This is a genomic window from Kitasatospora sp. NPDC004745, from assembly GCF_042873275.1.
Lineage (GTDB): Bacteria > Actinomycetota > Actinomycetes > Streptomycetales > Streptomycetaceae > Kitasatospora.
This window is the reverse complement of sequence record NZ_JBIALK010000022.1, coordinates 34,273-54,300: the sequence shown is the minus strand read 5'-3', so window position 1 is coordinate 54,300 and position 20,028 is coordinate 34,273. Positions and strand designations below refer to the sequence as shown.

Annotated in this window: 19 protein-coding genes and 1 riboswitch; of the genes, 7 read left to right on the top strand and 12 right to left on the bottom strand. The window is 73.8% G+C overall.

All coding sequences use genetic code 11. The features are described 5' to 3' along the window. Positions 1 to 1,070: ice-binding family protein (locus tag ACFYUY_RS29280; RefSeq protein ID WP_387905060.1), on the bottom strand; the 1,070-nt coding region annotated here is incomplete at its 3' end. 561 nt (positions 1,071 to 1,631) lie between these two features. Here ACFYUY_RS29280 and ACFYUY_RS29275 point away from each other — a divergent pair. Beyond that, positions 1,632 to 2,066 (top strand): hypothetical protein, encoded by a 435-nt coding sequence (locus ACFYUY_RS29275; RefSeq protein ID WP_360211982.1) that lies wholly within the window; start codon positions 1,632 to 1,634, stop codon positions 2,064 to 2,066. A 112-nt stretch (positions 2,067 to 2,178) separates the two neighbouring features. Here ACFYUY_RS29275 and thiC read toward each other — a convergent pair whose 3' ends face one another. The 4 genes from thiC to ACFYUY_RS29255 form a co-directional block, all read right to left on the bottom strand. After that, on the bottom strand, positions 2,179 to 4,011 hold the full coding sequence (gene thiC, locus ACFYUY_RS29270; protein WP_360211984.1) for a phosphomethylpyrimidine synthase ThiC: 1,833 nt from the start codon (positions 4,009 to 4,011) through the stop codon (positions 2,179 to 2,181). Continuing rightward, positions 4,007 to 4,142, bottom strand: a riboswitch (TPP riboswitch). It overlaps the preceding gene by 5 nt. 173 nt (positions 4,143 to 4,315) lie before the next feature. Beyond that, entirely contained in the window at positions 4,316 to 4,516 is a 201-nt protein-coding gene (locus ACFYUY_RS29265; protein ID WP_360211986.1) for a DUF5326 family protein, read from the bottom strand. A gap of 251 nt (positions 4,517 to 4,767) precedes the next feature. Continuing rightward, positions 4,768 to 5,436, bottom strand: coding sequence for a thiaminase II (gene tenA, locus ACFYUY_RS29260; protein ID WP_360211988.1), 669 nt, complete (start codon positions 5,434 to 5,436; stop codon positions 4,768 to 4,770). Between the two features lie 79 nt (positions 5,437 to 5,515). After that, positions 5,516 to 5,833: a cupin domain-containing protein gene (locus tag ACFYUY_RS29255; protein ID WP_387905055.1), complete on the bottom strand. Its 318-nt coding sequence runs from the start codon at positions 5,831 to 5,833 to the stop codon at positions 5,516 to 5,518. Between the two features lie 164 nt (positions 5,834 to 5,997). On the opposite strand from ACFYUY_RS29255, the gene ACFYUY_RS29250 reads away from it, so the two are divergent. After that, positions 5,998 to 6,378, top strand: coding sequence for a phage holin family protein (locus tag ACFYUY_RS29250; RefSeq protein ID WP_360211992.1), 381 nt, complete (start codon positions 5,998 to 6,000; stop codon positions 6,376 to 6,378). 89 nt (positions 6,379 to 6,467) lie between these two features. Here ACFYUY_RS29250 and ACFYUY_RS29245 read toward each other — a convergent pair whose 3' ends face one another. After that, positions 6,468 to 6,893, bottom strand: a complete 426-nt coding sequence (locus ACFYUY_RS29245; RefSeq protein ID WP_387905052.1) for an SsgA family sporulation/cell division regulator — start codon at positions 6,891 to 6,893, stop codon at positions 6,468 to 6,470. Between the two features lie 218 nt (positions 6,894 to 7,111). Between ACFYUY_RS29245 and ACFYUY_RS29240 the strand changes: the two genes are divergently transcribed. Further along, entirely contained in the window at positions 7,112 to 7,654 is a 543-nt protein-coding gene (locus ACFYUY_RS29240) for an NUDIX domain-containing protein (protein WP_360211995.1), read from the top strand. A 54-nt stretch (positions 7,655 to 7,708) separates the two neighbouring features. Here ACFYUY_RS29240 and ACFYUY_RS29235 read toward each other — a convergent pair whose 3' ends face one another. From ACFYUY_RS29235 to pdhA, 4 genes are all read right to left on the bottom strand, one after another. Continuing rightward, positions 7,709 to 9,220 carry a globin domain-containing protein gene (locus tag ACFYUY_RS29235; protein ID WP_387905049.1) on the bottom strand — a complete coding sequence of 504 codons (1,512 nt, stop codon included), beginning with the start codon at positions 9,218 to 9,220 and terminating at the stop codon, positions 7,709 to 7,711. A 460-nt stretch (positions 9,221 to 9,680) separates the two neighbouring features. Continuing rightward, complete coding sequence (locus ACFYUY_RS29230; protein WP_387905203.1) at positions 9,681 to 10,988, bottom strand: dihydrolipoamide acetyltransferase family protein; 1,308 nt, start codon at positions 10,986 to 10,988, stop codon at positions 9,681 to 9,683. Beyond that, the gene (locus ACFYUY_RS29225) at positions 10,988 to 11,956 is read right to left on the bottom strand and encodes an alpha-ketoacid dehydrogenase subunit beta (RefSeq protein ID WP_387905200.1); all 969 of its coding nucleotides are present in this window, start codon (positions 11,954 to 11,956) and stop codon (positions 10,988 to 10,990) included. Before ACFYUY_RS29225 ends, ACFYUY_RS29230 begins: the two co-directional genes overlap by 1 nt. An 80-nt stretch (positions 11,957 to 12,036) precedes the next feature. Further along, positions 12,037 to 13,176 (bottom strand): pyruvate dehydrogenase (acetyl-transferring) E1 component subunit alpha, encoded by a 1,140-nt coding sequence (pdhA, locus tag ACFYUY_RS29220; RefSeq protein WP_360211999.1) that lies wholly within the window; start codon positions 13,174 to 13,176, stop codon positions 12,037 to 12,039. A gap of 149 nt (positions 13,177 to 13,325) precedes the next feature. Between pdhA and ACFYUY_RS29215 the strand changes: the two genes are divergently transcribed. Next, positions 13,326 to 13,787, top strand: a complete 462-nt coding sequence (locus tag ACFYUY_RS29215) for an Lrp/AsnC family transcriptional regulator (RefSeq protein ID WP_360212001.1) — start codon at positions 13,326 to 13,328, stop codon at positions 13,785 to 13,787. Positions 13,788 to 13,805: 18 nt separating this feature from the next. Here the strand turns inward: ACFYUY_RS29215 and ACFYUY_RS29210 are convergent, their stop codons facing one another. Continuing rightward, entirely contained in the window at positions 13,806 to 14,390 is a 585-nt protein-coding gene (locus ACFYUY_RS29210; protein WP_360212003.1) for a TetR/AcrR family transcriptional regulator, read from the bottom strand. Between the two features lie 174 nt (positions 14,391 to 14,564). On the opposite strand from ACFYUY_RS29210, the gene ACFYUY_RS29205 reads away from it, so the two are divergent. The 3 genes from ACFYUY_RS29205 (at position 14,565) to ACFYUY_RS29195 (ending at position 19,314) form a co-directional block, all read left to right on the top strand. Beyond that, positions 14,565 to 15,830: a hypothetical protein gene (locus ACFYUY_RS29205; protein WP_387905044.1), complete on the top strand. Its 1,266-nt coding sequence runs from the start codon at positions 14,565 to 14,567 to the stop codon at positions 15,828 to 15,830. A 151-nt stretch (positions 15,831 to 15,981) separates the two neighbouring features. Next, positions 15,982 to 17,682 (top strand): phenylacetic acid degradation protein PaaN, encoded by a 1,701-nt coding sequence (gene paaN / locus ACFYUY_RS29200; protein ID WP_387905041.1) that lies wholly within the window; start codon positions 15,982 to 15,984, stop codon positions 17,680 to 17,682. Between the two features lie 144 nt (positions 17,683 to 17,826). Beyond that, positions 17,827 to 19,314, top strand: a complete 1,488-nt coding sequence (locus ACFYUY_RS29195) for an FAD-dependent monooxygenase (RefSeq protein ID WP_360212009.1) — start codon at positions 17,827 to 17,829, stop codon at positions 19,312 to 19,314. Positions 19,315 to 19,411: 97 nt separating this feature from the next. Here ACFYUY_RS29195 and ACFYUY_RS29190 read toward each other — a convergent pair whose 3' ends face one another. Further along, a complete protein-coding gene (locus ACFYUY_RS29190; RefSeq protein ID WP_360212011.1) occupies positions 19,412 to 19,978 on the bottom strand; it encodes a CGNR zinc finger domain-containing protein in 567 nt (188 codons plus the stop codon). Between the last annotated feature and the right edge of the window lie 50 nt (positions 19,979 to 20,028).

The window sequence follows — 20,028 nt, the reverse complement described above, 5'->3', positions numbered from 1 at the left end:
GCACCCGGCGAACCGTTGGCACCGGGGGCTCCGGGAGCACCATTGGGCCCGGGTGCGCCGGGAGCACCATTGGGCCCGGGTGCGCCGGGGGATCCGGGGGCACCAGGGGCACCAGGGGCGCCCGGGGCGCCGTTGGGGCCGGGAGCACCCGGAGCACCCGGGGAACCCGCCACACCCGGAGCACCATTGGGGCCGGGGGCGCCGGGGGCGCCGGGCGCACCAGGGGCCCCGTTGGGGCCGGGAGCACCCGGGGCGCCGGGCGAACCGTTGGCGCCGGGGGCGCCGTTGGGGCCGGGGGCGCCGTTGGGGCCGGGAGCACCCGGAGCACCCGGGGAACCCGCCACACCCGGAGCACCGTTGGGACCGGGTGACCCCGGGGAACCGGGAGGACCGGCGGGCCCGCTCGGTCCGGGCGGCCCGCTCGGTCCGGGCGGACCACTCGGTCCGGGCGGGCCGACGGCGCAGGCCGCTCTCGTGATGGTGTTGTCGTCCAGAGTGACGGCGCCGTTGCGTGCCAGGGCGCGGCCTTCGATCACCGAGGCGTGGTTCACGCTGATGGACGTGAGGGCCAGGATGTTGCCCTTGAAGAAGGAGTCGACGTCGATGGTGGCGGAGCTGCCGATCTGCCAGAACACGTTGCAGGGCTGTGCTCCGTTGACCAGGCTGACGACGCTCGACGGAGCCGTGATGAGGGTGGAGCCGATCTGGAAGATGAAGACGGCGTTCGGGTCGCCCATCGCGTCGAGGGTGACGGTACCGGTGAGGTTCAGCGACGAACTCGCCTTGTAGACCCCGGGTGTCAGCGTCAGCCCACCGATGTCGCCGGGCGAGGTCAGGATGGCCGTGGGGGCCCGGCCGGCGGCGTCGTTGTAGGCGATGACGAGGTCGGACTGGGCCTGCGCCGCCTGGGCGTCGTTGACGTGCTGGACCCCGTGCACGGCTCCGGGCGGGAAGCCCGTGACGCTGGTGCCCGGGAAGAGACCGAGATCGCCGTAGATGTCACTGGGGCCGGTGTTGGTGACGGTCGAGCCCGCCAGGACCGCGTAGCTGGTGTCAGTCCCCAGCCCCACTGGTGCCGTTGCGGCGTGCGCGGGGTTGGGGAACAGGCCGGCCGTCGCGAGCAACGTCAGTCCGGACAGCAGGACGGACGCCCCCGCGAGTCGAGCGCGTCTGCGCCCTCGTCCCGGTGGAGCGGACAACATGGCATCGACTGCCATAGGACAGTACCTTTCTTGTCGCCGTTGAACCCCGTCACCCGAAGAGGGCATGCGGAGCGCCGCTGGTGCTTCCGGCCGGGCCTCACGTCCACGCGCTCATGTCGGAGGGCTTTCGAGGGCGAGGGCCGACCACGGCAGGTGATGAATAGTCACCGACTCACTACACCGTGCAACAACAACATGGAAAGAAGAGAGTCATAAAGATGCAACGGAGTGACGCACCAGAGCCGATCGGGGAATGACCCCCATTCCACAGCTCCGTTCGTCTACGTACTAAATGATGAGCTGCCCCCACTGGACGCCGTCGGCTGTCCAGGGCGCCGCCAGCGCCATAGCAGTACCGTTTTTTCCTCTTGGCCGCGCCCAGGCCGGTGAATCACGTATCGCCCCGTGATCCCAATCGTTGGCCCGATCATGAACGACCTAACGAATCTGCAGGAAGAGGCTCCCCCCACTGCGGCCGCCGGGGGCGCCGGCACGGTGGCCGAGCGCTGCCGCGCCGCAGGCGGCCTGCTCAGGGTCACCCTCGGTGAACTGCGCGCGGAAGTCGGCTACCGAAGACTCGGCAAGTACGTCCTGGAAGAACTCGCCGACCGCCTCGCCGAAGAGGGGCTCGGCTGGTTCCCGGCCTGGCGGCTCTCCCCGACGGAGAACGGCGAGCCGCGGAAGGACCACGAGGTGTGGGTGTTCGTCCGGGACGGCGGCCTCCGCTGTCAGGTCATCGACGCCGTCCAGGCCCCCGACGGCTCCGACGTCCCCACGGTCCTGAACGACCTGCTCGCCGGCCGCCCCCAGAACCTCTCCCCGGAGCGCAAACTCGGGCTCATCCGCGAGATCCTCGGGCTCTGACGCACACTCGGGCGATCCACGGGATTCCCCCTGCAGGCCCGGACGTTCGCGGGCGCCGCACCGGACGGCCCCTTCAGGGATCCCGGCGCAGCGCCCCGACACCCACCGTCAGTCAGTCCGCCAGCGGGAGGTAGACCCGGTTGCCCTGGGCCGCGAACTCCTCGGACTTGGCCTGCATGCCGGCCAGCGCCTCGGCGTCGAACCCGCTGGCGACGGCGGTGGAGCCGTCGCCGTGCTCGTCGCGGATCTTCTGGGAGATCTTCATCGAGCAGAACTTCGGGCCGCACATGGAGCAGAAGTGCGCGGTCTTGGCCGGCTCGGCGGGAAGGGTCTCGTCGTGGAACTCGCGGGCCGTCTCCGGGTCGAGGGCCAGGTTGAACTGGTCCTCCCAGCGGAACTCGAAGCGGGCGTCCGAGAGCGCGTCGTCCCAGGCCTGGGCACCGGGGTGGCCCTTGGCGAGGTCGGCGGCGTGGGCGGCGATCTTGTAGGTGATCACGCCGGTCTTGACGTCGTCGCGGTTGGGCAGGCCCAGGTGCTCCTTGGGCGTGACGTAGCAGAGCATCGCGGTGCCCCACCAGGCGATCATCGCGGCGCCGATGCCCGAGGTGATGTGGTCGTAGCCGGGGGCGACGTCGGTGGTGAGCGGGCCGAGCGTGTAGAACGGCGCCTCGTCGCAGATCTCCTTCTGGAGATCCATGTTCTCCCGGATCTTGTTCATCGGGACGTGGCCGGGGCCCTCGATCATCACCTGGACGTCGCGCTCGCGGGCGATCCGGCCGAGCTCGCCGAGGGTCTGCAGCTCGGCGAACTGCGCCTCGTCGTTGGCGTCGGCGATGGAGCCCGGGCGCAGGCCGTCGCCCAGCGAGAAGGTGACGTCGTAGGCCGCGAGGATGTCGCAGAGCTCCTCGAAGTTCGTGTAGAGGAAGTTCTCCTGGTGGTGCGCCAGGCACCAGGCGGCCATGATCGAGCCGCCGCGCGAGACGATGCCGGTCTTGCGGCGGGCGGTCAGCGGGACGTACCGCAGCAGCACGCCGGCGTGGACGGTCATGTAGTCGACGCCCTGCTCGCACTGCTCGATGACGGTGTCCCGGTACACCTCCCAGCTGAGCTCCTCGGCCCTGCCGTCGACCTTCTCCAGGGCCTGGTAGAGCGGCACCGTGCCGATCGGCACGGGGGAGTTGCGCAGGATCCACTCGCGGGTGGTGTGGATGTTGCGGCCGGTGGAGAGGTCCATGACGGTGTCGGCGCCCCAGCGGGTGGCCCAGGTCATCTTCTCCACCTCCTCCTCGATCGAGGAGGTGACGGCGGAGTTGCCGATGTTGGCGTTGATCTTCACCAGGAAGTTGGTGCCGATGATCGCCGGCTCCACCTCGGGGTGGTTCACGTTCACCGGGATGACGGCCCGGCCGCGGGCCACCTCGTCGCGCACGTACTCGGGCGCCAGCCCCTCGCGCAGTGCCACGAACTCCATCTCCGGGGTGATCACCCCCCGCTTGGCATAGGCGAGTTGGGTGACGGCGGCACCTCCGCGGCCGCGCAGCGGACGGCGCGGGCGGCCGGGGAAGACGGCGTCGAGGTTGCGCAGGTTCCCGCCGCGCGGCGAGGTGTGCTTGATGCCGTCGTCCTCGGGGCGCGCCTCCCGGCCGTCGTACTCCTCGACGTCGCCGCGCTGGCGGATCCAGGAGTCGCGCAGGGCGGGCAGGCCGCGCCGCACGTCGGGCTCGTAGGCGGCGTCGGTGTACGGGCCGGAGGTGTCGTACAGCGGGACGGTCCGGCCGTTGGTGAGCTGCACCTCGCGGTACGGGACCCGCAGATCGGGCCGGGACCCCTCGCGGTAGGCCTTGCGCCAGGCCGGGGTGGGGTAGCCGGTGCCCGCGCTGGTGACGGCGGAGCCGTCGGCGTCGGTGCTGCGGGCAGACTTCGGCTGTGCGTCGAACGTGGTCATCTGACCTCATACTCCCTACGCCGGCATTACCCGGTCCAGGTTCCTGCGGTCGACGCAGCCGTCGGTCCGTCCGTCGACGGTCCGGTCAGCGTCCTCTCAGCCCGGTGCTCCGAGCTCCCGCGTCCACAGGCGGTGTTGCCTGCACATGACGCCCAACACCGTAGCGAGCCGATCGCCGCAGGTCCAGAGGGGGTCCACGGACGGCGGGGCGGGACCGGCGGACCGGGCCCCCAGGCGCGCGGCGGCCGGGAACGCCGGAGGCCCGGTACCCCGCGCGGGGTACCGGGCCTCGGGGGTGCCGGTCTCAGCCCTTGGCGGCCTTCTTGACCAGGACCACCACGGCGGCGGCGATGCCGACCACCACCAGCACCTTGATCACGATCGCCAGCAGGGCGCCCACGACGCCGAAGACGAATCCCACGACGTTCCAGAGCAGCACCAGGACCAGCACCGGGATGACGATGTTGCGCACCCAGGAGGGCAGCGACTTCCAGAGCTCAGCCATGTCCGTTCCTTCTCTCCCCGTGGGGTCGGCTGCCTGTCCGGTGCCGTCTCCCGCTTGCTTTCGGTACTTCGATCGTACGGGGGCCGGGGTGCCGGAACGAGGGCCCGCAGCCCGGAGAGAACCCGGAGATCACCCCGACCCGGAGACCGGGGAAACCCTGGTCAGGGCCCGGGGAGGACTCCCGGACAGGCCCCCGGAGAAGCCCCCCCGGGAGCGGCCCCGGAAGGCCCGGGCCGCGGTCCGGCCGGCCGTCAGACCGGCCAGCGCTCCCCGCGCCAGGCCGCGTCCCAGAACATCCACTCGTACCGCGAGGTGGTGACGAAGTGCTCGACCACACGGCGCCGTTCGGCCGGGGACACCTCCTCGCCGAGCCGGTCGGTGAGCGCCAGCACCCGGCGCACCACGGACTGGAAGGCCTCGTCGCCGTACGTGGCGATCCACTTGGCGTACAGCGGATCGGGCGAGCCCTGGGCGAGCAGCGCCTCCCCGACCCGGGCGTAGATCCAGTAGCAGGGCAGCACCGCGCCGACCGCCTCGGCGAAGGAGCCGCCGTAGACGGTGGCCAGCAGGTAGCTGGTGTAGGCCCGGGTGGTGGGCAGCACCGGCTCGGCGGCGGCCTGTTCGGCGCTGTCGCCGAAGGCCGTCATGAACTCGGCGTGCATGCCCTGCTCCGCGGCCAGCGCGCCGACCGCGTCGTCGGCGAAGGCCCGCACGTCCGCCTCGCCGGGCGCCTTGGCGGCGCAGACCGCGAGCGCCCGGGCGTAGTCGCGCAGGTAGTGCGAGTCCTGGACGACGAAGTGGCGGAAGGCGGCGCGCGGCAGGGTGCCGTCGGTGAGGCCGCCGATGAAGGGGTGGGCGAGGATCTCGGCGTACACCGGCTCGATGGCCGCCCAGAGTTCTTCCGTCAGGCTCATGCTCATGCCCCGACCCTAAGGCGTGCCCCGTGGATCACCGCCGGGGCCGGTGGCCGGGGCGGTCCCGGAGCGGCGGCCGGCCGGCTCAGGCCTCCGGCGGCGAGAACACCACCAGCACCCGGAGTTCCTCGGTGACGTGGTGGAAGCGGTGCGGGGTGCCGGCCGGGACGTAGACGACGGTGCCGCGCGCGACGGTGGCGGTCTCGGCGCCGACGGTCAGTTCGGCGCGGCCGCTGATCACCTGGTAGATCTCGTCCTGGTCGTGCGCGGTCTGCGGGTCGGTCGCTCCGGGGGCGAGCGCGTAGAGCCCCGCGGACATCCGCGGTTCGCGCAGGAACCGCAGGTAGGCACCGTCGTTGGCCGCGCGTTCGGCGTCCAGCTCGTCCAACCGGAACAGCTTCACGCCGCCGTCCTCCCTCGTCCGTCCGTGGTGGGGTCGCTCGCATTCAACACCACCGGAGGCGGCGCCGGCCGTCCGCGGGGAGGCGCCGGGCGGGGCACCGGGAGCGGGGAGGCACGCCGGGGGAGCTTCCCCCGGGGCCTCGGGGCCTGCCACTCTTGGGCGCCATGAAGGGTTTCGTCATCAAGACACTGATCAACGCGGTGGCCATCTGGGTCGCCGCCTGGATCGTCACCGGTATCCAACTCGCCGACGGCAAGGCCGACTGGCAGCACAAGACGCTGACGGTGCTCGCCGTCGCCCTGGTCTTCGGCCTGGTCAACTTCCTCATCAAGCCGCTGGTCAAGCTGTTCTCGTTCCCGCTGTTCATCCTCACGCTGGGCCTGATCACCTTCGTGATCAACGCCCTGATGCTCTGGCTGACCTCCTGGGCGTCGGGGAAGCTGGAACTGGACTTCAACGTCACCGGCTTCGTTCCCGCGCTGCTCGGTGCGCTGATCATCAGCCTGGTCTCCTGGGGCCTGCACCTGGCCCTGGACGACGACTGAGCCCCTCCACCGGCCCCCGAGGGGCCCGCACCCGGGTGACGGCCCGGGCGCGGGCCCCTCTCGTTCCCGGTGCCGGCCCGGCGGGCCGCTCAGCCCGCGTTCTCGCGTCCGCCGAGGATGGCCGCGAGCTGGGCGTCGAGCTCCCGCCCGGCCGTCTCCCGGCCGGTCGGCACCAGCCGTTCGGTGCCCGCCAGGAAGGCGAGCACCGGCGCCACGGCGGCCCGCAGCACGGCGGCGCCCTCCGGCGAGCGCAGCACGATGCGGAGCTCGTCCGGGTCACCGTCGGCGGGGTGGACGCGGACGTCCCCCTCGCCGCACGGGCGGCCGAGGCCGTGCAGCAGCAGCCCGCGCGCGAACACCCAGGTGACCGGGTCGTCGCCGGACAGGTGGAAGGTCAGGCGGACGGCGTACGGGTCGGCGGCCCGGTACTCCAGGTCCGCCAGGACGCGGAGGGAGAGCTCGCGCGAGACGACGAGGCTCATCTCGAGGTGGGTCTGGACGGTGCTCTGCTGCATGGCGCCGGTACCTCTCCTTCTGCCCGGCCGGTGGGGTGCGGCCGGTCCGCCGGCCGCCGGCCGTGCGGTTCGCTGACGTGTCGCCGGGACGCCGGGCCGGGGAGCACGGCGACCGGGCGGATCGTGCGGCATTCGGGCGGACCGACCGGTTCGGACGGGTTTCGCCCGGACCGCCCCGCGGGAGACTCCCGCACAACGCTCCCGCCCCGGAGGTCGCCATGGGCCCCGCCAACCGAATCCCGCCGCCCCGCCCGGTGGTCAAACGCACCGCGCGGGCGATCCTGCTGGAGCTCGACCCGGCCGACCCGTACGGCCCGGCCTCGATCGTGCTGATCCGGCGGGTCCGGCCGGGCTCGCCGCACCCGTACTGGATCACCCCCGGCGGCGGCGTCGAACGCGGTGACCGCACGGTGGTCGAGGCGCTGCACCGCGAGGTGGACGAGGAGCTCGGCGGCAAGATCACCGACGTGGTGCCCGCCTTCGTCGACACCATCAGCCACACCCACCACGACGACGGCACGCTGCTCCACCCGCACGGGGTCAAGGTGCAGCACTTCTTCGTCTGCCGGCTCGCCTCGATGGACCTCGACCGGCGGCACGGGCCCGAGGTGGACGAGCCCAACGGCGAGTACCAGGTGGTGCGGCTGCCGTTCACCCGCGAGGGCGTGACCTCCGTCAACGTCGTCCCGCCACGGCTCCGGGCGTACCTGGCGGCCAACATCGAGGGCGTCCGCGCGCTGCTGGCACCCGATCTGGGCTAGGGCTCCCGGTCCGCCGGGCGTCCGGCCCGTTCGGCGGTCCGTGCTCCCGTCCGTTCAACCCGCCGCGAGGTCGCCGACCAGGTCGTGCCGGATCCACTCGGCCGCGACGCCCGACCGCAGCAGCACCCCGACGCCCCGCCGGACCATCGCGGGCGGCCCGCTGAGGAAGGCCTGCCGACCGGTCCACGGCCCGAACCGGCCGACCACCTCGGGCAGTTCGCCGGTCATCGCGCCACCGGACGGCCCGCTGCCGGAGAGCACCGGCCGCACCGTGAGCCACGGGTGCCGGCGGGCCAGCTCCTCCAACCCGTCCAGCTCGTAGAGGTCCGCCGCGCGTCGGGCGCCGTAGAAGACGTCCATGCTGCGCACCGGCGTGCCGCGCTCGGCGACCTCCTCGACCAGGGCGCGGATCGGCGCGATGCCGGTGCCGCCGCCCAGGCAGAGCAGGTCCGCCCCGGCGCCGTGGTCGACGGTCATCGAGCCGGCCGCCGGGCCGAGCCGCAGGACGTCGCCGGGCGCCGCCCGGTGCACCAGGGCGTTGCTCACCCAGCCCGCCTGGACGGCCTTGACGTGGAAGGTCAGCAGGCCGTCCGGGCGGGGGGCGGAGGCGAACGAGAAGTGCCGCCACACCCGGGGCCACCAGGGCGTCTCCAGGCTGGTGTACTGCCCGGCCCGGTACGGGTAGGCCTGGTCGGGGCGGACGGTGATCACCGCGACGTCCCGGGTGCGGCGTTCGTGCCGGACCACCTCGCCCTGCCACCACGGCGGCGAGGTGCGGGCGGCCTCCTCGGCGGCCTCGATCATGATCGACGACACCAGCCGGTAGACCCGGCGCCAGGCCAGCTCGGTCTCGGCGTCCCAGCGACCGCCCGCGTACCGGGCCAGCGCCTGCACCAGGCACTCGCCCACCGGCCCGTAGTGCCCGGTCAGGGTGCCGTACCGGCGGTGGCCGCGGCCGAGCCCGCTCAGGTAGACGCGCAGGCCCTCCGGGTCGTCGGCGCTGCGGGCGGCGGCCAGCAGCGCCCGGAACAGGCGGTCGCGCTGGACGTCCATGGCGGCCGGGAAGAGCGCCCGGACCTCGGGGTGGTGCAGGAAGATCAGCGCGTAGAAGTGCGCGGTGGCCCGGTCGGCGAGCGGCTCGACCACCGCCAGGCTGGCCCGGATCAGTTCGACGTCCCGTGCGGTGGGCGGGAGTTCGGCGGCCGAGTGGTTGTGCGCCGGGTCGGGCAGGGCGGCCGGCCGGCCCTCGGCGAGCGTCTGGACGGCCCAGGCCTGGCTCCAGCTGTCGCCCGGGCCGGCCCAGTTGAGGCCGGGGGCATCGGTGAACAGCGGCTGGAACGCGGCGGCGGCGGGCGGCGCGGCGACCGGCTCCGGATAGCTCGGCGCGGGGACGACCGGCGGCCGGGCCGGCGGTTCGGGCACGGCCGGCCGCACCGGCTCGGCGGCCACCGGCGGCAGGACGGCCGTCGGCGGACCGGGATCGGACGGCGCCGTCAGCACCGGCAGGACGGCCGTCGGCGCCTCCGGCGCGGCCGGGGGCGGGAGGTCGGGCGGGTCGAGCGGCATCGGCGGCCGTTCGTACCGAGCCGCCGGCGCCGGCCCGTACGCCTGCGCGGGCGCGGCCCCCTGTGCCGGCCCGAGGACGTCCCCGGGCGTCCGCGCCACCGTCGCGTCGGGCGGGAGCTCCGGCAGGCCCGGGACGGAGGCGGCTCCCCCCGCGCCGTGCCCGGTGCGGACCAGAAGTGTTCTGCGGGACTTCACCGCAACATTTCGAGTACCCAAGAGAATCGTTTCGCCTCCGGCCGGCCTGTGCCACCACCTGGCTTGTCCCTGTTGACGCCTAGGCAGCGTGGCACGCCCGAAGTGCTCATCCGACAAATCGCGCGAAGCCCGGACACCCGGGCCGGGGACGCGCTACTCTCACCCGACCTACGGCCGGACGCCCCGGGCACGGAGTCCGCGCCCGGGGCGTCCCGACCTGCCGGAACGGCTCCCCGACAGAGCCGCCCCGCCCCTGGAGACGACCTCAGAGCTGCCGCAGCAGCGTCCCCGGCCGCTCCACGCAGTCCGCGACGAACCGCAGGAAGCCGCCCGCGGTGCCGCCGTCGCAGACCCGGTGGTCGAAGGTGAACGACAGCTGCACGACCTCGCGCACCGCCAACTCCCCCTCGTGCACCCAGGGCTTGGCGATGATCCGGCCGACCCCGAGCATCGCCGCCTCGGGGTGGTTGAGGATCGGGGTGGAGCCGTCCACCCCGAACACCCCGTAGTTGTTCAGGGTGAAGGTGCCACCGGTCAGCTCGGCCAGGGAGAGCGAGCCGTCCCGGGCCGAAGCCGTCAACCGCCCGAGCTCCTCGCCGAGCTGTTCGGTCGTCCGGGCGTGGGCGTCGCGCACCACCGGCACCACCAGGCCCCGCTCGCCCTGGGCGGCGAAGCCCAGGTGCACCGCGGAGTGCCGCACGATCGCCGAACCGTCCTCCGTCACGCTGGAGTTGAGCTCCGGGAAGCGGCCCAGCGCGACGGTGCAGATCCGGGCCAGCAACGCCAGTACGCTCACCTTCGGGCCCGGCGTGGCATTCAACTGCCGCCGCAGCGCCATCAGTTCGGTGGCGTCCGCGTCCACCCAGCAGGTCGCGTCGGGGATCTCCCGACGGCTGCGGCTGAGCTTCTCGGCCACCGCCTTGCGCAGGCCGCGCAGCGGGACGACCTCCTCCCGCCCGTCCGGCGCGGGCGCGGCCGGGGCCGCCACCTTCGCCGCGACCGCCCGGTCGACGTCCGCCCGTATGATCAGCCCGTCCGGGCCGCTGCCGGTCAGCCCGGCCAGGTCGACCCCCTGCTCCCGGGCCAGCCGCCGCACCAGCGGCGAGATCACCGGCACCACCGCGGGCGCGACCGGACCGGACCGCAGCACGGGGGCGGGGGCCGGCACGGCGGGGGCGGTGGCCACGGCGACCGGGGCGGCGGCGCCCACGGCCGGCACCCCCACCCGGCGCCGCCGACCGCCCTTGCCGGTCTCGGCCACGCCGTACCCGACCAGCGGCCGCTCCACCTGCTCGGCCGGCTCCCCCGGCAGCACCGGGCCGTCCGACGGAGCCACCGCCACCGTCACCAGCGGCGCGCCCACGGCGATCTCCTCGCCGGGCTCGCCGTACCGGGCGGTGACCACCCCGCCGTACGGGCAGGGCACCTCCACCACGGCCTTGGCCGTCTCCACCTCCACCACCGGCTGGTCGACCGCGATCACCTCGCCGACCTCGACCATCCAGCGCACCACCTCCGCCCCGGTGAGACCCTCACCGAGGTCGGGCAGCTTGAACTCGCGCACGACGGGCATCATCCTCGGTCCTCCCACTGCAGCCGGGCGACCGCGTCCAGGATCCGGTCCACCCCGGGCAGGTGGTGGTGCTCCAGCATCGGCGGCGGGTACGGGATGTCGAAGCCCGTCACGCGCAGCACGGGCGCCGCCAGGTGGTGGAAGCAGCGCTCGGTGACCCGGGCGGCGATCTCCGCACCCGTACCGCCGAAGCCGCTCGCCTCGTGCACCACCACGGCCCGGCCGAGCGAGCGCACCACCCGGCAGACCGTCTCGTCGTCGAACGGCACCAGCGTGCGCAGGTCCAGCACCGCGAGGTCCCAGCCCTCGGCCTTCGCCGTCTCGGCCGCCTCCAGGCAGACCGGCAGCGACGGGCCGTAGGTGATCAGCACGGCGGAGGTGCCGGGGCGGCGCAGGACCGCCCGGCCGACCGGCTCCACCGGCACCGCCGGATCGAACCCGTCCTTGCCCCAGTAGAGCCGCTTGGGCTCCAGGAAGACCACCGGGTCGTCCGAGGCGATCGAGGCGCGCAGCAGCCCGTACGCGTCGGCCACCGTGGCCGGCGTGACCACGTGCAGGCCGGGCGTGCTGGTGTAGTACGCCTCGGAGGCGTCGCTGTGGTGCTCGACGCCGCCGATGCCGCCGCCGTACGGGATCCGGACGGTGATCGGCAGCGGGAGCCGGCCCCCGGTGCGGTTGCGCATCTTGGCGACGTGCGAGAACAGCTGCTCCAGCGCCGGGTAGGCGAAGGCGTCGAACTGCATCTCGACCACCGGGCGCAGCCCGTACATCGCCATGCCGATCGCCGTGCCGAGGATGCCGGCCTCGGCCAGCGGGGTGTCCAGGCAGCGGTCGGGGCCGAACTCGGCGGTCAGCCCGTCGGTGATCCGGAAGACGCCGCCGAGCGCGCCGACGTCCTCGCCGAGCACGTGGACCGTCGGGTCCTCGCGCAGGGCGTCGCGCAGCGCGGCGTTGAGCGCCTGCGCCATGGTGGCGGTGCGCGCACCGGCGGGGCGGGCCGCGGCGGCCCGGGCCGGGGCGGCGGGCGACGGGTGGGAGGTCGGGGACATCAGTGCTGCACCTCGGCCTCGGCGGCCAGCTCGGCGGACAACTGGGCGGCCTGCTCCCGCAGCTGCGGGGTCGGCTCGGCGAAGACGTGGGCGAAGAGCGACATCGGGTCCAGCTCGGGATCGGCGTGGAACTCGGCCCGCATCCGGGCCGCCAGCGCCTCCGCCTCGTCCGCCGCGGCCTGCACCAGCGCGTCGTCCAGCACGCCGAGCCCGCGCAGCGCGCGCTCCATCAGCAGGACCGGGTCGTGCTCGCGCCAGGCCTCAACCTCGGGCTCGGTGCGGTAGCGGGTGGCGTCGTCGGCGTTGGTGTGCGCCTCGACCCGGTAGGTCAGCGCCTCGACCAGGGTCGGACCGCCGCCCGTGCGGGCCCGCTCGACCGCCTCGGCGAGGACGCCGTGCACGGCGGGCGCGTCGTTGCCGTCCACCAGCCGGCCCGGCATCCCGTAGCCGACGGCCTTGTGGGCCAGGGTCGGCGCGGCGGACTGCGCGCTGAGCGGCACGGAGATCGCGTAGCCGTTGTTCTGCACCAGGAAGACCACCGGGGCCCGGAGCACCGCGGCGAAGTTCAGCGCCTCGTGGAAGTCGCCCTCGCTGGTGCCGCCGTCGCCGAGCATGGCGAGCGCCACCACCGGGTCGCCGCCCAGCCGGGCGGCGTGCGCCAGCCCCACCGCGTGCGGGGCCTGGGTGGCCAGCGGGGTGCAGAGCGGGGCGGTGCGGCTGGCGCGCGGGTCGTAGCCGGTGTGGGCGTTGCCGCGCAGCAGGGTGAGCGCCTCCAGCGGGTCGACGCCCCGGGAGACCACCGCGAGGGTGTCCCGGTAGCTGGGGAACAGCCAGTCGCGCTCGCCGAGCACCAGCGCGGCGGCGACCTGGCAGGCCTCCTGGCCGGTGGACGCCGGGTAGACGGCGAGCCGGCCCTGCTTGGTCAGGGTGGTGGCCTGCTGGTTGTAGCGGCGGCCGACCACCAGGCGGCGGTAGAGCTCGCGCAGCAGCGCCGGGTCGTACTTCTCCAGCTCGGGGGTGCCGAGCACCCGGACGGGGGAGGCGTCCGGGAGCAGGGGGGCCGGATCGGAGCGCGGGGCGGTGGCCCCGGGCTCCCAACCGGGCACCGCCGTGTGGTGTCTGTGGTCGAGAACGGTCATCTCGGGGCACCTCCTGGGGTGGCGGGGGCTCCCTACCGATTGTTCGGTCGTCTGTTCATCTTGACCAGAAGCGTGACAAGGTGGTGGACATTCGGCCCGTTCGGCGGTCGACTGGTGGCAGTGCGTCCAATCGGTGAGGGTGGGGGGTCATGTCGGCTGAACAGATGTCCAGACTCGACCGGGTCGACCGGTCGATCCTGCGGCTGCTGCAGCAGGACGGTCGCGCCTCCATCCGCTCGGTGGCCGAGCGGGTGCACGTGTCCCGGGCCAACGCGTACGCCCGGATCTCCAGGATGGTCGAGGACGGCGTCATCCGCGGCTTCACCGCTCGGGTCGACCACGAACGGGCAGGTCAGGGCGCGTCCGCGTACATCACCCTGAAGATCGTGCAGAACTCCTGGCGGACGGTCCGGGAGCAGCTCCTGGAGCTCCCCGGGGTCGCCCACATCGCCCTGGTCGGCGGGGACTTCGACGTCCTGCTGCTGGTGCACACCGCCGACAACCACGCCCTGCGGGAGCTCGTGCTCAACCGCATCCAGTCCATCCCGCAGGTGCTCGGCACCCGGACCATGCTGATCTTCGAGGAGACCGACCAGGTCCCCCCGCTCTGAGCGGCGCCGGGTGCGGCGCTAGCGGGCGCGCAGGCCGTCGAAGGCCAGGTGGACGACCGCGTCCGCGACGCCGTCGGCGCCGCGCAGGCCCGGCCGGTACCACTCCACGATCGAGTTGATCATCCCGAACAGCAGCCGGGTGGCCAGCCGGGGCTCGACGTCCGCGCGCAGCGAGCCGTCCGCGACGGCCGCCCGCAGCAGCTCGGCGACCTGGTGGTCGAAGTCCCGGCGCCGCTCCAGCGCCCACAGCTCGGTGGCCGTGTTGCCGCGCACCCGCAGCAGCAGGGTCACGTACGGCAGCTCCGCCAGCAGCACCTCGGCGGTACGCCGCACCACGTGCTCCAGCCGCTCCACCGCGGGGCCCTCGACCGCCGCCGGCTCGGACAGGATCGCGAACAGCCCGTCCAGCGCCCGCCCGACGGCCAGCCGCAGCAGCTCCTCCTTGCCGCGGACGTGGTGGTAGATGGACGACTTGGAGATCCCGGCGGCCCGGGAGAGGTCCTCCATCGAGGTGCCGTCGTAACCGCGCTCGTTGAAGACGTCGACGGTCACCGCGAGCAGTGACTCGACGGTGTAGGCGGTGCGCGTGGTGTGATCGGCCATCCCCCGAGTATCCCCGGCCCCCCGGCGCCATACGCGATCGGGTCGGCCCGGTGCGCACCGGCCGCGGTGCGCACGGGCTCTGCTCCACACGGGCTCTGGTCCACACCAGCTCTCAGGGCCAGGGCCTAGACTCTGCGGACGATCGTCCACGTCCAGCAGGTGGGGTCCAGTCCGATGAACGCAATACCGGCCGTCGCCTCCGACGCGCCCGAGCAGCGCAGCGACGAGCCGGAGGGCGTTCCCGGCGGTTGGCGGGAGCACGCCCGGGCCCTGGTGGTCCGGTTCGGCCCGGCGGTGTGGTGCTACGCGGTGCTGAAGCTGATCGGCTTCACGGTCTTCATGAAGCTGCTCTCCTTCTCCGGCGACTACATCAAGAAGCACCCCCGGTTCGGCGGCGGTGCCAATCCGTGGGACGTCCTGGCCAGCTGGGACGGCTGGTGGTACCAGCAGGTGGCCGAGTTCGGCTACCACCCCGCACTGATCCCGGTCCCGAACGGCCCGGTGGGCTTCACCGTCGAGCAGAACTCCGCCGCGTTCTTCCCGCTCTACCCGGGCCTGATGCGGATGACCTCGGACGTCACCGGCCTCGGCCTGTACGGCGCCGGGATGCTGGTGTCGGTGGTGGCCTCGCTGTTCGCCGCCGCCGGGATCTACGCGGTGGTGGACCGGATGGCCGGCCCGAAGGCGGGCGTGATCGCGGCCGGGATCTGGGCGATCGCCCCGGGCTCGGGCGCCGAGTGGGCGATCTACTCGGACTCGCTGTTCGTCGCGCTGGCCGCCTGGGCCTGCTACTGCGTGATGAGCAGGCAGTGGGTCGCGGCCGGCGTGATCACCCTGGTCGCCGGGCTGAACCGGCCGACGGCCGCGGCGCTGATCGGGGCGGTCGGGCTGGCGGCGCTGGTCGAGCTGTACCGGCGCGACAGCGGCGTGCTGCGCCCGCTGGCCGCGATGGTGCTGGCCCCGGTCGGCCTGCTCGGCTACGTCGCCTGGGTGGGCTGGCGGATGGGCGAGTGGGGCGGCTACTTCCGGCTGCAGCACGACGCCTGGCTGCACTACTTCGACTGGGGCCAGGGCACCTGGGCGGCGATGCGGGGCGTGCTGCTGGGGCGCAACGACTACCCGTTCGCGTTCCCGGTGCCGGACCTCTTCGCGACCCTGATCGTGCTGACCCTGCCGGCCCTGGTGGTGCTGCTGTTCCGGCTGCGCCCGCCGCTGGTGCTGACCGCCTACACGCTGGCCACAATCGTCTCGGTGCTCGGCAGCCTGGGCATCTTCGGCAACGTCTCGCGCTACCTGCTGCCGGCGTTCCCGCTGTTCATCGCGCTGGCGGTGGCGATGCGCAAGCTCAGCTGGCCGGTGCTGGCGGCGGTGCTGGGCACCGGGGCGATCGCCTCGGGCTGGTTCGCCGGGTACGTCATCTTCGAGCTGGGCGTTCCGTAGACCGACCACCTCTCCAGGCCCCCGGGGGCGCGTCCGCGACGGACGCGCCCCCGCGTGCTTCCCGGATTCGCGACCGCTGCACCCTCTTGAGCCGACCGATCGTTCGGTTACTCTGTGACGTGTCCCGTCCTCCCCTCTGAGGAGCGCACAGATGTCCGCAGCGGTCACCCACCCCCTCGTCGGCGAACTGGTCGAGCGCCACCAGGCCACCCTGGACGCCGCCCTCGACGCCGCCGCCAAGCGCGACTACTGGTCGCCCTACCCCGAGTTCCCCAAGGCGTACGGCGAGAGCGGCCCGGCGGACGGCAAGGCCGCCTTCGACGGCCTGCTCGGCCGGCCGTTCGCCCTCGACGGCCACCCCGCCGACGGCGACCTGGTCGGCGGCGAGGCCTCCCCGTACGGCCTGGAGCTGGGCGTCGGCTACCCGCACGCCGAGCCGGACGCGCTGATCGCCGCGCTCACCGCCGCCCGCCCCGGCTGGGCCGCCGCCACCCCGCTGGAGCGCGCCGCCGTCTGCCTGGAGATCCTGCACCGGATCAACGCCCGCTCCCACGAGTTCGCCCAGGCCGTCATGCACACCACCGGCCAGGCCTACGGCATGGCCTTCCAGGCCGGCGGCCCGCACGCCCAGGACCGCGGCCTGGAGGCCGTCGCCTACGCGTACGCCGAGCAGACCCGGCTGCCCCGCCGGGCCGGCTGGACCAAGCCGCAGGGCAAGCGCGACCCGCTGGTGATGACCAAGGAGTTCACCGTCGTGCCGCGCGGCCTCGCGCTGCTGATCGGCTGCAACACCTTCCCCACCTGGAACGGCTACCCCGGCCTGTTCGCCTCGCTGGCCACCGGCAACCCGGTGCTGGTCAAGCCGCACCCGCGGGCCGTCCTGCCGCTCGCGCTGACCGTCCGGGTCGCCCGCGAGGTGCTCGCCGAGGCCGGCTACGACCCCAACACGGTCTGCCTGGCCGTCGAGCACGAGGGCGGCACCGTCGCCCAGACCCTCGCCGTCCGCCCCGAGATCCGGCTGATCGACTACACCGGCTCCACCGCCTTCGGCGACTGGCTGGAGGAGCACGCCCGGCAGGCCGAGGTATACACCGAGAAGGCCGGCGTCAACGCGGTGGTCATCGACTCCACCGACGACTACAAGGGAATGCTGGGCAACCTGGCCTTCGCGCTCTCGCTCTACAGCGGCCAGATGTGCACCACCCCGCAGAACCTGCTGATCCCGCGCACCGGCATCAGCACCGACCAGGGCGACAAGTCCTACGACGAGGTCGTCGCCGACCTCGCCGCCGCGATCGAGGGCCTGCTCTCGGACGACGCCCGCGCCGCCGCCGTCCTCGGCGCCGTGGTCAACCCGGGCGTGCTGCAGCGCTCGGCCGCCGCGGCCGGCGGCGAGTACGGCGAGCTCGCGCTCGCCCCGCGCGCGGTCACCTCCGCCGAGTTCCCCGGCGCGACCGTCCGCACCCCCGCGCTGGTCAAGCTGGACGCCGACAAGCCGGACGACCGCGCGGTCTTCCGCACCGAGTGCTTCGGCCCGGTCTCCTTCGCCGTCGCCGTCGAGTCCACCCCGGCCGCCGTCGAGCTGCTGCGCACCACCGTCCGCGAGAAGGGCGCCATGACCGCCACCGGCTACACCACCTCGCCCGAGGTGGAGGGCCTGCTGGTCGAGGCCGCGCTCGACGCGGGCGTCTCGCTGTCGCTCAACCTGACCGGCGGGGTCTACCCCAACCAGACGGCCGCCTTCTCCGACCTGCACGGCACCGGCGCCAACCCGGCCGCCAACGCGGCCTACTGCGACGGCGCGTTCGTCGCCAACCGGTTCCGCACGGTGGAGGTCCGCCGGCACGGCTGAGCCCTGCGGACCACCCACCCGGGCCCCGGCGGCACCGCCGCCGGGGCCCGGCGGTTCACAGTCCCCGGCGCGCCCGGGATGATGGAGGCTGGGAGAACGCCGGACACGGCGTCCAACCGACCTCCGAACACCGGGAGCTGACACATGACCGCGAAGCCGACGACCGCCACCGACGTCCTGATCGTCGGTGCCGGACCGACCGGACTGCTGCTGGCGGGGGACCTCGCCGCCGCCGGGGTCGGCGTCACCGTCCTGGAGAAGCGCGGCGCCGAGTCCAACCTGACCCGGGCGTTCGCCGTGCACGCCCGCACCACCGAGCTCCTGGACGCCCGCGGCCTCGCCGACGACCTGATCGCCACCGGCCGGCCGGTCACCTCGCTGCGGATGTTCAACCGCTTCGGCATCGACCTCGGCTCGCTGCCCACCCGGTTCCCGTTCGTCCTGATCACCCCGCAGTACAACGTCGAACGGCTGCTCCACGAGCGCGCCGTGCAGGCCGGCGCGACCGTCCTGCGGGGCGCCGAGGTCACCGCGCTGCGCCAGGACGCCGAGTCCGTCACCCTGGAGACCGCCGACGGACGGGCCTTCACCGCCGGGTACGCGGTCGGCACCGACGGCGTCCGCTCCACCGTCCGCGACCTGCTCGGCATCCCCTTCCCGGGCGAGTCCGTGGTCGACTCGGTGATGCTCGCCGACGTCCGGCTGGAGCGCGAACCCGCCGACGCCGTCACCGCCGGCGCCAACGAGGCCGGGTTCGCCTTCCTCGCCCCCTTCGGCGACGGCTGGTACCGCGTCATCGCCTGGGACCGCGAGGAGCGCCAGCCGGACGGCGACACCCCCTCGCCCGAGCGGATCGCCGACGTCGCCCGCGCCGCCCTCGGCGAGGACTACGGCCTGCACGACGTCCGCTGGAGCTCCACCTTCCACAGCGACGAGCGCCAGGCCCCCAACTACCGCTCGGGCCGGGTCTTCCTGGCCGGCGACGCCGCGCACTGCCACTCCCCGGCCGGCGGCCAGGGCATGAACACCGGCCTCCAGGACGCCGCCAACCTCTCCTGGAAGCTCGCCGCGGTGCTCCGGGGCCGTGCCACCGACGCCCTGCTGGACACCTACCAGACCGAGCGGCACCCCGTCGGCCGGACGGTGTTGCGCACCTCCGGGGCGCTGATCCGGATCGCGCTCGCCGAGTCCGCCCCCACCCGCGCCCTGCGCGGGGCGCTCACCGCGCTCGGCGGCCACCTCGACGTGGTCACCCAGCGCGGCGCCCGGATGGTCTCCGGCCTCGACATCTCCTACCCGGCCCCGAAGGACGCCCACCCGCAGGTCGGCAAGCGCGTCCCGGACCTGCGGCTCACCGCGCTGAGCAAGCCCGTCGAGGGCGCTCCGGCCGCCCCGGAGCGGCTCTACGAGGCGCTGCGCACCGGGCGGTTCGTGCTGGTCAGCAATGACGAGCTGGCCGCCGCCGAGCCCTGGGCGGACCGGATGGTCACCGCCGCACCGGCCGACCCGCACGGGAAGCTGCGCGACACCGTCCTGCTGATCCGGCCGGACGGCTACGCCGCCTGGGCCGCCGTCGACCCCGGCCAGGGCGAGCTGCGCGCGGCCCTCACCGAGTGGCTCGGCGCCGTCTGACCCACCGCCGCCCGACCCGCCGCCGGCGGGTGCGCGGCCGACCGCCCGCACCCGCCCACCGGGCCGCCGGAGCCCCGACCGCTCGTTCGGTCGTCGGTTAACCCCGGCCCTTCCCGTAGTGCCGCGCGGCCTTGGCGCGATTGCCGCAGACCGCCATCCGGCACCAGCGCCGGCGCCCGTTCTGCGACGTGTCGAGGAAATGCAGGATGCAGGCCTCGTGTGCGCACCGCTTGATGCGGTGCGCACCCCGGCCGAGCAGGTCGAGGAGGTCGTCCGCGGCCAGCCAGGCCGCCAGCCACTCGGCCCCGTCCACCTCGACGCGGGCGGCCGGCCCCTGCGGGCCGAGCTCCCGGTGCAGCCGCCCGTGCCGCAGCACGGCGTTCAGCCGCTCCGTCGCCTCCGCGCCCAACTCGCCTCCGGTGAGGACGTCCTGGACGACCGCGGAGATCGCCCCGCGGGCCTCGCGCAGGGCCGCGAGGGCGGCGTCGGTGTCCTGGCAGCGGTCGGTGAGGCCGGCGGAGGAGAGCCAGATCCGCTGCCCGTCCGGCTCGGCGAGCAGGTCGTTGACGGGGGTGCCGGCCCACCGGGTGTTCAGCAGGTCGAGTGCCAGCGGCTCACCGGTCAGCGGCCGGGGGTCCCGGGGGTCCGTCGTCACGTCGGTCATCGTCCTCCCTCGGATCGCCCCGATTCTACGTCCGCCCGTTGCGCCCCGAA